General features: G+C 44.8%; 12 protein-coding genes. 6 read left to right on the top strand and 6 right to left on the bottom strand.

The features are described 5' to 3' along the window. Positions 1 to 67 precede the first annotated feature (67 nt). Entirely contained in the window at positions 68 to 3,583 is a 3,516-nt protein-coding gene (gene dnaE, locus EHQ17_RS05140; protein WP_135590162.1) for a DNA polymerase III subunit alpha, read from the top strand. On the opposite strand, the gene EHQ17_RS05135 is transcribed toward dnaE, so the two are convergent. Continuing rightward, positions 3,584 to 4,483 carry a M23 family metallopeptidase gene (locus EHQ17_RS05135; protein ID WP_167881152.1) on the bottom strand — a complete coding sequence of 300 codons (900 nt, stop codon included), beginning with the start codon at positions 4,481 to 4,483 and terminating at the stop codon, positions 3,584 to 3,586. Positions 4,484 to 4,518: 35 nt separating this feature from the next. On the opposite strand from EHQ17_RS05135, the gene EHQ17_RS05130 reads away from it, so the two are divergent. The 4 genes from EHQ17_RS05130 to EHQ17_RS05115 all read left to right on the top strand — a co-directional run bounded on the left by EHQ17_RS05130 (position 4,519) and on the right by EHQ17_RS05115 (position 8,855). Further along, complete coding sequence (locus EHQ17_RS05130; RefSeq protein WP_135590068.1) at positions 4,519 to 5,424, top strand: RNA polymerase sigma factor; 906 nt, start codon at positions 4,519 to 4,521, stop codon at positions 5,422 to 5,424. A gap of 35 nt (positions 5,425 to 5,459) precedes the next feature. Then, positions 5,460 to 6,188 (top strand): hypothetical protein, encoded by a 729-nt coding sequence (locus EHQ17_RS05125; protein ID WP_135590069.1) that lies wholly within the window; start codon positions 5,460 to 5,462, stop codon positions 6,186 to 6,188. A 138-nt stretch (positions 6,189 to 6,326) separates the two neighbouring features. After that, positions 6,327 to 8,156: a CHAT domain-containing protein gene (locus EHQ17_RS05120; RefSeq protein WP_135590070.1), complete on the top strand. Its 1,830-nt coding sequence runs from the start codon at positions 6,327 to 6,329 to the stop codon at positions 8,154 to 8,156. A gap of 6 nt (positions 8,157 to 8,162) precedes the next feature. Further along, complete coding sequence (locus EHQ17_RS05115; RefSeq protein WP_135590071.1) at positions 8,163 to 8,855, top strand: hypothetical protein; 693 nt, start codon at positions 8,163 to 8,165, stop codon at positions 8,853 to 8,855. A 65-nt stretch (positions 8,856 to 8,920) separates the two neighbouring features. Here the strand turns inward: EHQ17_RS05115 and EHQ17_RS05110 are convergent, their stop codons facing one another. From EHQ17_RS05110 to EHQ17_RS05090, 5 genes are all read right to left on the bottom strand, one after another. Beyond that, complete coding sequence (locus EHQ17_RS05110) at positions 8,921 to 9,241, bottom strand: phasin-related domain-containing protein (protein ID WP_135590072.1); 321 nt, start codon at positions 9,239 to 9,241, stop codon at positions 8,921 to 8,923. A 570-nt stretch (positions 9,242 to 9,811) separates the two neighbouring features. Beyond that, entirely contained in the window at positions 9,812 to 11,404 is a 1,593-nt protein-coding gene (gene pckA / locus EHQ17_RS05105) for a phosphoenolpyruvate carboxykinase (ATP) (RefSeq protein WP_135590073.1), read from the bottom strand. A gap of 61 nt (positions 11,405 to 11,465) precedes the next feature. Further along, complete coding sequence (locus EHQ17_RS05100; RefSeq protein WP_135590074.1) at positions 11,466 to 12,500, bottom strand: PIN/TRAM domain-containing protein; 1,035 nt, start codon at positions 12,498 to 12,500, stop codon at positions 11,466 to 11,468. Between the two features lie 37 nt (positions 12,501 to 12,537). Further along, the gene (locus EHQ17_RS05095) at positions 12,538 to 13,086 is read right to left on the bottom strand and encodes a CarD family transcriptional regulator (RefSeq protein ID WP_100746660.1); all 549 of its coding nucleotides are present in this window, start codon (positions 13,084 to 13,086) and stop codon (positions 12,538 to 12,540) included. An 86-nt stretch (positions 13,087 to 13,172) separates the two neighbouring features. After that, entirely contained in the window at positions 13,173 to 13,847 is a 675-nt protein-coding gene (locus EHQ17_RS05090; RefSeq protein ID WP_135590075.1) for a hypothetical protein, read from the bottom strand. Between EHQ17_RS05090 and EHQ17_RS20320 the strand changes: the two genes are divergently transcribed. After that, complete coding sequence (locus EHQ17_RS20320) at positions 13,812 to 14,000, top strand: hypothetical protein (protein WP_135590164.1); 189 nt, start codon at positions 13,812 to 13,814, stop codon at positions 13,998 to 14,000. The two genes, EHQ17_RS05090 and EHQ17_RS20320, sit on opposite strands and share 36 nt — an antisense overlap. Positions 14,001 to 14,846 lie beyond the last annotated feature (846 nt).

Below are 14,846 nucleotides of genomic sequence, written 5' to 3'. Positions count from 1 at the left end.
AGGATAGGATTTTCGAATATTAGACTCTTGACGTCGTGTTCGCCGAAATTCTATTATGTCCCTTGCAATGCAGGATTTCGCCCATTTACATCTGCACACGAACTACTCCATGCTCGACGGAGCGATCCGTATCAAGGAGTTGATGCAGCATGTCAAAGAACTCGGAATGACTTCGGTTGCGATGACAGATCACGGCAATATGTTCGGCGCCGTAGAATTCTACAACGAGGCGATGAAACAGGGGATCAAACCCATCATCGGTAGCGAATTCTACGTTTCTCCAAACCGCAAACAAGAAACGGAGATGGTCAAAATCGCGGACGGAAACGCGTATCATCTCATACTACTCGCGAAAAACGAGGAAGGTTATCGAAACCTCATCCGCCTATCGAGTAAATCCTATACCGAGGGTTTTTATAAAAAGGCGAGGATCGACTACGATTTGCTCGATAGACACAGCGACGGTCTCGTTTGTTTGACGGCGTGTTTAGCGGGAGAAGTGAATCGAAAAATTCTCGAAGGTAAGATAGACGATTCGTTTCAACTCGCCGGTAAGTTGAACGAAATTTTCCGTAAAGAGGATTTCTACATGGAAATCCAGAACCACGGAATCCCGGAACAAATGACCGTCGCAAAACAAATCTACGATTTCGGAAAAAAGACCGGAATTCCGATCGTAGTCACGAACGATTCGCACTTCTTAAAAAAGGACGATCAGGAAGCCCAGGATATTCTGCTCCGAATCGGAATGCAAAAAAGGATCTCCGATCCGATGGAATTCGGATTTAACGGAGAATTTTACGTGAAAAGCGGAGAGGAAATGGCGCGGTTGTTTCCGGAACTTCCCGAGGCTTGCAAAAATACATTAGAAATCAGTAATAAAGTAAACTTGAAACTTCAATTCGGAAATTATCTACTGCCCGAATTCGAAGTCCCCGAAGGTTACGACGCCGATTCCTATCTCGAAAAATTGATCTGGGAAGGAATCTCCCGTAAGTATCCCACCCTTTCTCCCGAAATCAAGGACCGCGTCGTATTCGAACTCAATACGATCAAAAATATGAAATTCGCCGGTTACTTTTTGATCGTTCAGGATTACATCAATTACGCAAAAAGAAACGGAATTCCCGTCGGCCCCGGAAGAGGATCCGCCGCCGGTTCCATCGTGGCCTATGCGCTCGGAATCACAAACGTGGAACCGTTACAACACAATCTCCTTTTCGAACGATTCCTCAACCCGGACCGAAAGGACATGCCCGATATCGATACGGACTTCTGCGTGGAACGCCGTGAAGAAGTGATCAATTATATCCGCAGAAGATACGGAGAAGAACGTGTCGGTCAGATCATCACGTTCAACTCACTGGCCGCCAAAGCGGCGTTAAAGGATGTGGCGCGAGTCCTCAATCTTCCGTTCGGAGAAGCGAACGAAATGACAAAGGCGTTTCCGAACAAACTCGGAATGTCCATCGCGGAAGCGTTACAAACCTCTTCCGAGTTGAAAAATTTCTCCGAAAAAGACGAAATCAACCATAAGATTTTCGCGATCGCACAAAGATTGGAAGGAAACTATCGTCAGCCCGGAAGACACGCCGCCGGAGTGGTGATATCGCCGTATCCTCTGGAGGAAGTCGTTCCTCTATCCACGGTCGCTGAAAAAGAAAAGCCCGGTTTTCGTTCCATCGTAACTCAATACGATAAAAATAATCTGGAAAGTATCGGCTTGATCAAGATGGATATCCTCGGTTTGAAAAACCTAACCACCTTAGATCACGCGATCAAACTCATCGAAAGAAGGCGGGGAATCCGGATCGATCTCGACTCTATCTCTTACGACGACGCAAACACGTATGCGCTTCTTCGCAAGGCCAACACGTTAGGCATCTTTCAGCTGGAATCCACGGGGATCACCGACCTGGTCGCCAAAAGTCAGGTCAGCAACTTCGACGAAATCGTTGCCTTGATCGCATTATATCGTCCCGGTCCCATGGGAGAAGGGATGTTGGACGAATACTTGGATCGTAAATCGGGCAAAAAACAAGTCACGTATCCGGTCGCTTCCTGCGAACCGATCCTAAAGGAAACGTTCGGTGTTCCCGTTTATCAGGAACAAGTGATGAGCATATCCCGCGTGGTCGGGGGGTTTTCCGTAGGCGATTCGGACATGTTGCGTAAAGCGATGGCTAAGAAAAAAGCCGACATGATGGAAAAACTCAAAATCCAATTCGTAGAAGGCGCCGTCAAACTAGGCCATCAGGAAAAAATCGCAAAGGATCTATTCGAACAGTTGGAGCGGTTCGGGGGTTACGGATTCAACAAATCGCATTCCGTCGCTTATGCGATTATCACGTATCAGACCGCGTTCCTAAAAGCCAATTATACGATCGAATATTTAACGGCCTTGCTTGCCTCCGATCACGGCAAAACGACCGACATCGTAAAATACATCAACAACGCTCGGGAAATGGGGATACGAATTCTCAATCCGGACGTTTCTGAATCGCAGACCTCGTTCAGCGTAATCGACGACACCACAATTCGATTCGGTCTTTCCGCGATGAAAGGTGTTGGAGAGGCCGCGGCCGACAGTATCATCCAAGCAAGAAACAAAGCGGGCGGTTTTAAAACGATCCAAGACTTCGCTTTAAACATAGATACGAGACTGATCAACAAAAAAGTTTTCGAAGCCTTGATCCAGGCCGGGGCCTTGGATTCCTTCGGTTATACTCGCAAATGTCTTTTCGAATCCGTCGATTCCATCCTTTCCTTTGCGCAAAAAGAACAAGAGCGCGCCAACGAAGGACAGTTCTCCTTGTTCGGCGGCGCGGAGAGCGCGTATTCCCTCAACCTTCCGAAAGACGCGCACGAATGGGAAATCGACGAAAAACTCAAACGTGAAAAATCCGTCGCGGGTCTTTATCTTTCCGGACATCCGTTGGACAAATACGAAAAACAACTCAAAAGTCTAAGAACGATTCCGATCGAAACCTTCGACAACCTCAAATCGGGAAGTAAGGTGGAAGTTGCGGGAGTCATTTCCTCGAAAAACATCAAACTGAGTAAACGGAACGAGGAATTCGCCAACTTCAAACTCGAGGATAGAACCGGCGAGATCGAATGTGTCGCTTTCGCCAAAACGTATCAGAAATATAAGGATTTTATCAAGGAAGACCAAGCCATCTTCATCAAAGGGGATTTGGATAAAATCGAAGTCGGCGACGCCGAGTTACGCGGGCAGATCAAAGTGAACAGCATCGAAATTCTCGACGAGACAACGATCGAAGATAAACTGGAGAAGTCGCTGCATCTTCGATTGGAGGAAAGACATACGGAGGATCCGGAGTTGATTCCGAAATTGTATTCGCTTCTCGCTTGTTACAAAGGAGAATCCTCGGTTTACTTCCACATCGTCGAGGACCAGGAGGAAAAGCGCGTCATACGCGCGCACGACGCATATTCGATCCAACCGATTCCGGAGTTATTCCATCGTTTGGCCGATATTTTAGGCGATAAATCGGTGTATTATTCCGTAGGCGAACAGCTCAAAGTGTTCAACAAAGCGGCGGCCGGTCAACAACGCTGATCAAAGGCGAGTAACGTAGAAAGCGAAACTTCTTTCGTTTCGATTTCCCCTAAAATCCCAAGCGACGACCTTAATCGTATTTTCTCCGGATTTAAGATTGAGATTACCTACCAGATATTGGTCCTTATAGTACAAATCCGCAAAGGCAAGTCCGTTCGGATTTTTCCATTCCGAGGAAGAATATTGAAGAGCGCTGAAATCCGCGGAACGAAGCGCTTCTCCGTTCAGGAAATATTGCACTTTCGTAATACCTCTTCTCTGGGATTTTTTTTCTCCCGCGTCCACGATGGAAACCGTGAACGGAAATTCCTTCGAAAGATTGATATTATCCCCGTCGTTTATGTTCGTAAACTTGCCGTTTACGTGGACCAAAAGACTGGAAATTTCAGGAACGGCGCTGTCGGAAATCGGAGTAAGAAATTTCATCGGATCTAGGATTTCCAAACCGTATTTGCGAAGAACGACGAAGTGCAAGTGCGCCCCGCTGGAATGACCGGAATTTCCGGTAACGCCGATCTTTTCTCCTGAAGAAATCCGATCGGAGCGGAGGAGCTTCGAAATCCGACCTTCTTTCAAATGATAATACGCCGTAAAATTCCCGGAGCCGTGATCGAGCCAAACCGAATTTCCGGTTCCGAGTTCGTCTTCAAACGGATGATCTTCCACATAACGGCTGTACAATACCTTCGCATCGGCCATCGCGAGAACCGGTTCGTTTGCCGAAGAAATATCCATTCCGTTGTGAAAATGATCCCCCCGCGATTCCCCGAAAGTGGACGTGATTTTGTTTTCCAGTTGGTCGGTTTTGACGGGAACGAGATAATTTATTACTTTATTATTTTCCGCTTCCATGCTCAGATGGAACGCGGTCCAGATTACGGCAAAGAGGAATCTTTTCATTCGGACCTAAACCTAGTGCAAGTAACTCATACGAAATGAATTTGTCAAAAGATAAAACGCTGGATCTTGTTTCTCGTTGCGGGGACGGAGAGGAAGAAGCGCTCAAACAGTTCTTCGAATTGTACTCCGAGGATATATACAATTTTCCGATGAAAATCTTCCATCTAAGCGAAGACGACGCGGGAGATTTTTTTATCTACGCGTTCGAGCGACTGAAAACGGGATCCCGGTTCGGAAGTTTTAAGGGGAAATCCAGCTTTAGAACCTGGTTTTATTCCGTGCTCCGGAACATGTTGATCGATTGGCAGAGAACGAAACGTGAACTGAAAGTAACCAACCTCGGCAAAATCAGCAAGGAAGGAAAGGAATACGCGACGATCGAAGACGAACCGGACACGAGACCGGGGATGCAGGAAGAAGCCGGAGAACTTTCCGAACGATTCAACCAAGCCTTGGAGGAAATCGGGGTCGATAAGCGGGTTATATTCAAACTTTCGTATATTTATTATCTCAATCTAAACGAAGACGAAATTCAGTATCTCCTCGAAAAAACCGGTTTAACACCGGACGCACTCAAAGACAAAATTCTGCATTTGCGTTCCGAGCTTTCCAATCGGGAAGAAGAGAATATCCGGATGGAGGATAAAATTACGTCCCTTTATCTGAATATTCTCGATCTCAAGGAAAAACAGCAGAATACGGCGAAAATCGCGCCCATCCTTCCTATGGAAGTGGACAAAACCTCCCATGCGCTGAAAAAGAAATACGAACAAAGAAAAAAACTCCTCGAAAAGAAAAAGAAGGGGCACTTTCTCGCCAGAACCCCCTACCGAGAAGTGGCGGATCTCATCGGGATTTCGGAAGGAAACGTGAGCGTCACACTTTTGCGATTAATTGAAAAAATTCAGAAAAAACTAGATTTTAGTGATTTGGATTTTTAAAATTTTCCGTCTTTTTATGCTATTGGAGAACCACAATGGATTCGGGATCTGAAATGAATCAACAAAACGAACTTCTGCTCTCTCTTTTGAACGGAACGGAAGTCACTGCAGAAACAGAGAAACATCTGCAGAATCAACTCATCCAAATGGAGGAAGCGATCCAAGCCGGAATCAGTTCCGCAACGCTTTCTTACTTAAATCAAGTCGCGCCGAACGGAAAATTCTCTGAACTTCAGGAAGATATCGATCTGCAAAAGACGGATCTCAAAGGATATCTGACAAAGGATTTTCCCGAATATCTCAAACGTTATGTCTCCCTTGAACTTGCGAGAAAAACTCCGAATAAGGAGTCCATCGTCGTAAAACTCGGTAAATCCGGAGCTCGTATTTTTGAAAGTCTGTTGGAGTCTTTAGAAATCAATACAAGAGTGGACTACGCTCCTTCGATGCGTTCCGCTTTGACCAAAGATCCTTCGGAGTTCGTGGTTTTCGAGGAAAAGGTTTTGGATAATTCCAAATTTACCTATCAACTCGTTCAGGAAACTCCGGAAACCGCGTTTTTGAGCGTAAAAATCGAATCTCCGGACGCAAATTCCTTTCAAAGGGTAAATCTTTACAAAGACACTCGTTTCATTCTTTCCAATCAGTTTAATAACGAAGGGATCGCGAACTTTTCCGGGCTGAGGGAAGGAAAATATACGGTGGAATTCCAGGGAAAAGAGAATTCTAAGTCTCTGGATCTTTTCATTTTGCTGGAAGCATAAAAGAAATCGATTTCGTTTCCTAAATCTAAAAACCCGGGCTGCGACCGAAAGATTTGCAGTTCGGGTTTTTATCGTTTTCCCAAAAAAAGAATTTCTGAAAAAAACACTCTGCTGTTATAATTTGATCCTGGACCAAATATGCTGAACCTGATTATCGACAGAGTAGGAACCGTAAACGTCTTTAACATCTTAGATACTTCGGGCAGCGGATCCGAATCGCACCTGCAGTCCACCATCGACGAAGATCTGATCTTAGAATACATCAAAGAAATAGAAAACCTCGTTCGAGTTTCCAATGCGGTCAATTCCAAAGGAATGAGTCATAAAACCTTGGAAACCGAAATTCTGCACGAATTGAAAATCCTAGGTGAGACGTTTTACGATCAATTTTTCCCGGCTTCTATTCAGGAAAAACTGAGACTGACCACGGAAAAATACCTTCATTTGAATATGGACCCGAAACTGGGGGTGATTCCGTGGGAACTCCTGCACGACGGAACCTGCTTTTTATCCGATAAATTTTTCATCGGAAAAACGGTTCGGGGAGAATCCAGTCAGAGTTCCTACAAAGAAAAGGAAAAATTACGAATGCTCATCATCGCAGATCCGACGGAGGATTTGGAATGGGCGCAAAAAGAAGGGGAACAACTCTTCAAAGTTCTCAGTGAAAAAGTGCCTTCTTCCCGTCTCGAGATCGAATTTATCGGCGGCAAACAGGTAACCAAACTCAAACTTCTTTCCCTCATCAAAGGCAAGAATATCATTCATTATTCAGGACATTTGTTTTTTTCGGACGACCCTCTCGAAAACGGTTGGCTGATCTCCGAAGGAAAAATCCTCAAAGCGAGGGAAATCAAAAATTCCGGATTTAATACCGATCTTGTTTTCTCCAATTCTTGTCAGTCGAATTCCAATGCGGTTCGGGTTCTCAATTCCGATCTGATGAATAATTTCGCCGGCGCGTTTCTCATGTCCGGAATCAAAAGTTTCATCGGAACCAATTGGGAAATCATCGATAATCAGAACACGATCGATTTTACGATCCAATTTTATACGTATCTTTTCAGCGATAAAAGTATAGGAGAATCCTTGTTTCTCGCAAAGGAATACGCGCGAAGATCCTTCGACACGAACGATCTTACCTGGACGAATTATTCCCTGCATGGAATTCCGAATCAACAAGTGATGACGGATCCGACCAAGGGAAAACCGATCCAAAAAATCATCAACCCGTCACTCATTTATAAGTTTTACCCTTCTTCCATTGCGGCATCCTACTACGGGTTTACGCAAAAACAAAAAGAGGAAACGGAATCCTCCTTCGAACTCATCCAATCCTTGATACAGTCCTTCGAAGAGTTCTCGAAAATCGTCGGCGGAATCGTATTCAGCGATCATCAACATCATTCTTTGGGAAAATACATTCCGAATAATCCGGACGATGCCGTTGAAATCAAAAAATGGTGGGAGTTGATCTATCAATGTCTTGCGGACTTTAGAAAATTGGAAATTAGTCCCCTGATCAGCAATATTCAGGAAGTACTTCAGGTGAACAAGGACACGATCTACAAAATGATCCAGTGGATCGATTTTTACAGACAAGGACAAATTCTAAAGGATTCGGCTGACGGTTATCTGATTTCGTTTCAGTATTATTACGAAAATCTACTTATGGAGTTGGAGGAATTGGAAAATACCAGTATATTTCTCGTTTCAACGAACTCCAACAATCATATCTTTTTCCGAGGTTTAAAACCCGAAACTTCCCTCGTAGTCGCTCCGGTCGTAAAACAGGATTATATAGGGGAACAAATCGAGAAGTTCCGTGGAAGAGTGATCGTTTTCAACGAGAATCGGATGACCATCATACCGATGATATGCAGCGTAATCGAAAACCCGGAAACCAGGGAATTGGAACTCAGTTTTCCCGGATTTAAAACCGAAAAAAAATCCATTCAAAATTTATAATATTCCGTGAGCTTTTGCCAACCCGATAGGGGCGATTTTTCCTGCGGTTCCTGTTGTGGAATCTTCAATCTTGATATTTCTCCGGACGAAATCCGTTCTTTGATCCAGGAACGTACGAAAGAATTCGTATCCTCGGTGGATTTTAAAAAACCATGGACCATGGCCGAATACCGGAAAACACGCGAGAAAAAAGAGGAGGGTCTCGTTCGGAAGGACGAACACACGTACAATTGCCCTTTTTTAGGATTCTTCGGAAAGAAGATCGGGTGTATGATTCATCCGGTATTTAGCGGAGATCCGCTAAGCCAAAATTATTCTTTTTACGGCGCGTCGATATGTCAGGGATACGAATGCAGAAATATGGAACGAAAAAATTCCAAACTCTGGGAAAAACTTTTGAGCGGAATGGATTTAGATTCGTTCACTTATTCCGCGATCGCGTCGGATTACAAGACCTTGGATCTAATTGAGAGAGCGCTTTTCCGATCAGATCAAGACGCGGAATCCTTTTTCGAAGCGCACCAGGATCTTTTAAAAGAACTTCTCAAGAGAAAGATAAATCAAAACGTTTCTATGATGAATACTTCTTTCGAAATTCCTATGGAAGAAGAAACCGAATCGGCAAAGGAACTTCTTTTTCGAAGATTGAGGTTGGATCCGAATTCAGCGCTCTTCGCTCGGATTGAAAATTTGGGTTAAAAGGGGATCGGGAGAAACGGAAACGCAAAATCCTTCCTGCATTCGAATACAGGAAGGAAAACGTTTTAGTTTTTGGTGGTAGAGTCCGCTTTGGATTTTGAGGAACCGTTTAGGTTCGACTTTGCGGAGGATACGCCTTGGCCGACCTTTGCTTTGACTTCCTCTACCTTCGAGTTTACTTGACCTGCAACACCTTCGACGGAATGAAGAGCGTCCTCGATGTATTTTCTGAGATTATTGGCAACCTCGGATTGATCTTGAGCTCCTTTCGATGCAAGTTCTTTAAATTCTTTTTCAACTTTCAGAAGAATGCCGTCCGCTTGTTCCCGGAGTGATTTCGCCGCTCCGATCGCAAAGTTTAGCGCTTCTTTGATTTCTTTTTCCATAGTTTTTTCCTCTGTCTTCTACACTGAGAATATGTCAATTTTATGCAGCGCACAATAACCTGTCAAGTTAGAATTTGGATAAGGAAATGGAGACTTTCTCTCGCAATCCTTTCCAATCGAACGACAAGTTTAAAATTTTTGGACACTGTGGCCTACATCCTTGCGAAAGGAAATTATCCTGAGCATTTTAGAGACATAATTTTTTGCTCGAAGTTATGTAATGATTGGATAAAGAATTGGACAAAAGTCGGAGAATCTCCCTTTTCGCAAACGGGGTATCGTTTGTAGGAATTCCTACAACTCGCAAAGATTGGTTTTTGCTTGTCCAAAGGCGAAATCCGTGATAGGAAAAAATCCACCGAGACTTTCTCCCACTCACCCGCCTCCTCCACCCAATCAGGGTGGGGCCGCCGTGATTTATCACAGGGGATGTCGGAACAAACGGGTCGCCGTTGAACCTTCGTCAATGAAGAAACTGGTTTTTCGAGAATTCAAAAAAGGAAAGGTAAGAAAACATCACGGGAGCCGTCAATTTTTCCGGCCCCCGTTTTTTTGATCCAATCTCTAAACTTAGATCTTAGGACCAAACGCGGTAAAATCGAAATCTTTCGAACCTTCCGCATATTGTTTGAAATTATTGATGAACATTCCGCCCAATTTCTTAGCCGTTTCATCATACGCGGCTTTATCCGCCCAGGCTTCTCTCGGATCCAAAATCGAACTATCGACTCCGTCGATCGTCTTAGGATAAGAAACTTGGAATATCGGATGAGTCACAAACTCAGCCTTCTCTATGTTCCCGTTCAAAATCTCGTCGATGATTTTGCGAGTAGAAGGAAGATTCATCCTCTTTCCTACTCCGTAAGATCCGCCGACCAAACCGGTGTTCATGAGATACGCTCTTACGTTGTGCTTTTTCATTTTCTCACCGAGCAATTTTGCGTATTTGGTCGGATGAAGGGTCATAAACGCCGCTCCGAAACACGCCGAAAAAGTTGCAGTCGGCTCCTTGATTCCCCGTTCCGTTCCGGCAACCTTGGCGGTATAACCGGAAAGAAAGTGATACATCGCTTGTTCGATGCTCAGCTTGGAAACGGGCGGTAGAACTCCGAACGCATCATACGTTAAGAATATAATGGTTTTCGGATGTCCGCCCTTGGAGGGAGTTTGAATGTTATTGATGTGGAAGATCGGATACGATACGCGAGTGTTTTCGGTCTTAGCGGCGGAAGAATAATCCACAACTTTTGTCTGAGGATCGTAAACCACGTTCTCCAGAAGAGCGTCCTTACGAATCGCTTCGTAAATATCCGGCTCTGTTTTAGGATCAAGGTTAATCACCTTCGCATAACAACCGCCCTCGATATTGAAAATCCCATTGTCGTCCCAACCGTGCTCGTCGTCTCCGATCAGCTTGCGATTCGGATCCGTAGAAAGAGTGGTTTTACCGGTTCCGGAAAGCCCGAAGAAAAGAGCAGTGTCCCCGTCCTTTCCAACATTCGCGGAACAGTGCATGCTCAGAATTCCCTGTAACGGGAGTTTGTAGTTCATTACGGAGAAGATTCCCTTTTTCATTTCTCCGCCGTATTCGGTTCCGCCGATGATACAAATCTTCTTCGCGAGATGAAAGATCACGAAAACTTCGGAATTCATCCCGTGTTGTTTGAAGTTTTCGTTTTTGATTCCGCAAGCGTTGATGATTGTAAACTCCGGATCTAATCCGGCCAATTCCTCTTTGCTCGGGCGAAGGAACATGTTGGTGCAAAAGTGATGTTGCCAAGCCTTTTCGGAAACGACACGAAGGCTCACTCTTGTTTCCGGGTTCGCGCCTGCGTAACCGTCGAAAACGTAGAGTTTTTTATGACTCAGATAATTAACACATTTCTTATAAAGTTCGTCGAAGATCGATTCTGAAACTTTGAAGTTGATGTGACTCCACCAGATATTTCCGTTAGAGGAAGGTTCGTCCACGAAATACTTATCTTTCGGGGATCTACCGGTAAAAATCCCGGTATCCACCATCATCGTCCCGTTGCTGGAAAGAACGGTTTCTCCGTTTTTTTGTTCATGTTCGAAAATTTCATCATAGGAAAGGTTATGGAAAATTTCAGAAGGTTCGATTCCGAGTTCCTTCAAGCCTTTTACCTGAGTCTGGGCTGGCATTTGATTGCTCCTTTGGAATTGTATTTCAATTATTTTACGATAAAGCTGAAAGTCAATCGATTCAGGAGGAATGCTGTTGACGATTTCCCTTATCGGAAGACCCATTCTGATTGGCTTTTGTGAAAATCATTTTTCCAGCCGCCGTTTGTATGATGGAAGTTACTGTCACTTTGACCTCTTTTCCTACAAGGTGTCCGCCGTTTTCGATCACAACCATCGTGCCGTCTTCCAAATAACCGATTCCCTGATTTTCGTCCTTACCCTCTTTGATCACCTGGATTCCGAGTTCCTCTCCGGGAAGAACGACCGGTTTGAGCGCGTTCGCGAGAGTGTTGAGATTGAGAACCTTTACACCCTGCAATTCCGCAACCTTGTTCAGATTGAAGTCGTTGGTGACGATTTTTCCGCCGGTATCTCTGGCGAGTTTGATCAACTTCGCATCCACTTCCCGCGTATCCGAATAATCCTTGTAAGTGATTTTTACTTCGATGGAGCCTTTGCGTTGAAGTTTATTCAACATCTCAAGCCCTCTTCTTCCGCGGGCACGTTTGATCGGATCGGAAGAATCGCTGATGAGCTGAATTTCTCTCAAAACGAAATTCGGGAGAATGAGCGGTCCGTCCAAGAAATGTGTATCAGCAATATCTAATATTCTTCCGTCGATGACGACGGACGTATCCAGAATTTTGTCTCTTACTTCTTCCTTTTCGATTCCGACGCCGAAACCGCCGTTTCCGCCTCCACCACCTCCGAAAATTCCGAGACCGGGTTCTTTAGCGAAAGAGATTCCGGAGAGGATTCCGAAAAGCGCAAAGAGGAAATAAATGGCCGCGTTCAGTTCGTCGAAGTGAATCACATTTCCTACGAACCAAGCGATTCCGAGTCCGAGCAGCGCGCCCAAACCGGCGCAAAAAAGAACGTCCGCTTTGAGTTTTGGAAAAAGGTTGGATTCTCCGTAAAGAAGAATGAGGGATATTACCAAAACGACTCCGGATATAGAACCGGCCAACAATAGATCTCCGGATTGTTTGTGCGTAACCGCGAATGTGATTCCGGAAAGGAATAGAGACGTGAGTACTTTATAGAGATGAAGCATAACTCAAATCCTTGTTTGTATTTGAGTTTTTGCGGAATTATTCTTCTTCGTCTGCCTTTCTTTCCCCGGGAGAAAGGGTGCTCGCAAGCACGTCGGAAACTAGGTTTCCCGCTTCTTCCTGGGTGACACCTTTGCTCAAAGCAACTTCCATTTTCACAAGATTATAAGCGCTTTCGTAGAGCTTCCTTTCCATAATGGAAAGTTCTTTTCCGTTCGCCCTACGAAATAGGTTTCTACAGACTTCTCCGACCTCATATATCGATCCGGATTTGATCTTGTTGAGGTTATTTTGGTAGCGGATCTTCCAGTCTTCTTCCGTATCGACCTCGTCCTTTTTCAGGAGAGCGATGACTTTCTTGATCTCTTTTTTATCGATGATTGGGCGGATTCGAACCTGTTCTGCTTTGTCTACAGGTATCATGACCTTCATCTTACTACCCTGGATTTCTAGAACGTAGCAATCCTTCTTTTTACCAAGGATATTCTTTTTGGAGATTTCTAGAATCTCTCCGACTCCATGGATGGGATAGACTACGTAGTCGCCTACCTTGTGTTCGATTTCGGAATTTTTCTTTTTGGCAGCCAAGTAAGTATGATAACTTCCGTTAAAACTCTGCCTAAGAATATAGCATAAATTTGACGAAAGTCAACCAAATAATCCAAAAACGGTAGTTAAAGTTGGAGGGATCGAATTTTCGCGGAATGAAAGGCCGGGTCGTTCAAGGGTTGAACCTTTTCCAAGGCCTCTTTCGCTTCTTCTTCCGAATAAAAATATCCCAGAAACAATTCCCCTTTGGAGGAACGGAAAATTCTCCCTCGAAACTCGCTGCGGGCCATCAACAATCGTTTTCCCAATTCAACGGCTTTCAAAGAATCCGAGGTTCCGATTACGACGAGATAGTTCGTTTCTCCGGTTTGAGGAGGATACAAAATCTTAGAATCCGGTGCGGTCCCGTTTTCCCGATTTTTGGGTTGAGTCAAAACTTCCGGATTTTTGAGCGATTCTGTGGAATCCGATTCCGACGAAGAAAATAAGGAACGAAGTCCCCCGTTCGAATTTCGATTTCCATGGGAAGGAACGTTCCGAAACGTCTGCAATTCGTTTTGGGCGAAGGTTTCCTCTTTTTGATCCAATTTTAGCCCGACCACAAGTCCGGCCGTGAAGAGCGAAATGGAACCGAGTAATAAAACGAAAACGGAACGGGTCGAGGAAAAAATCTGGATCGGAGATCCGGATTTTTTGCTGTGTTGGACGGTTTGGATCGTTCGATCGAAATCGGACGACTCGCGAACCGGGGTTCGAATCGAACTCTGTTTGAGTCTTCTGGAATAATCGATATTCTGCATTTAGGAATCCTAAATTCTATTTCTAAAATCGGACTAAATGCCCGAATTCCGTCGAAAAAAATTGAAACTGCCAAGAAAGAATCGAAATCATTCCGGTTTGTGAACCGCGTACTACCAAAAAATCAGAGAAAACCGGGCCGATCGACAGTATAACCCGGCCATTTCCCAAACTCCGAATCGGTCGTGCAGAAGTTTCAAGTTTCCCAAATACGGATTTCCGTTTTCCCCGATTCCCATTCGGAATTCCATCGAGCCAGTAATTGGCGTAAAAAAGTAGAACGAACGAAGATAATAAAAACGTAAACGGGTATTTGCAAACGAAAACGATCCCAACGAGGAGAACCGGAAACCGGTCGTACCGCGTCGTTTCTCCAGCATTTCTCCAGCGCACCCGTAGAAATCCGGGCGAATCGAAGAAACGCGCATAACGTGCTTCGCGTTTTTCCGTTCGGTTTCGAAAACTCCAGCGTCTCTTCCTGAGTGATCGTCCGCTCTGGAAGACTCAACGCCGGGAGCCGAGTGGAGCCAAAAAAATACCGAACCGGATCCGAACAACGAAAACGACAAAAGAAAAAAACCGATCCGATCGGAAAGAAATTTTGTAACGCTGAAATCCGGCTCTCCCTAACCTTTGGAATCGGGAACGAACAAACCCTGGAAGTAAAGATAGGCTACGGTAAAATGAAAACCCCGGAGAGCAAAAACGAAATCGGATATCGAATACAAAATCGCAAGCAGCGAGGGAATTTTTCCCGCAAATACCGGGCTTCAAGCACCCGACGAATTTGATCACTTTATACCCAGTACCGACGAGCCGGATTTTTTGCGCAGAATCCTTGGTCGGGAGAATAGGATTCTCCCTCTTTCGGAAAGGGGATGGACTTTGTTCGTATAAAACGAAGATCGTGAATTTTAAATATTAAAAAAATAAAAAGTGATACGATCCTCTCCTGGCATGAATGGAGGTCGAGAAAACGAAACGTCTCGAAAATCGCTGCA

The organism is Leptospira gomenensis (genome assembly GCF_004770155.1).
Taxonomy (GTDB): domain Bacteria; phylum Spirochaetota; class Leptospiria; order Leptospirales; family Leptospiraceae; genus Leptospira; species Leptospira gomenensis.
Note: the sequence above shows the minus strand (reverse complement) of the source record. Positions and strands in the feature narration are given on the sequence as shown.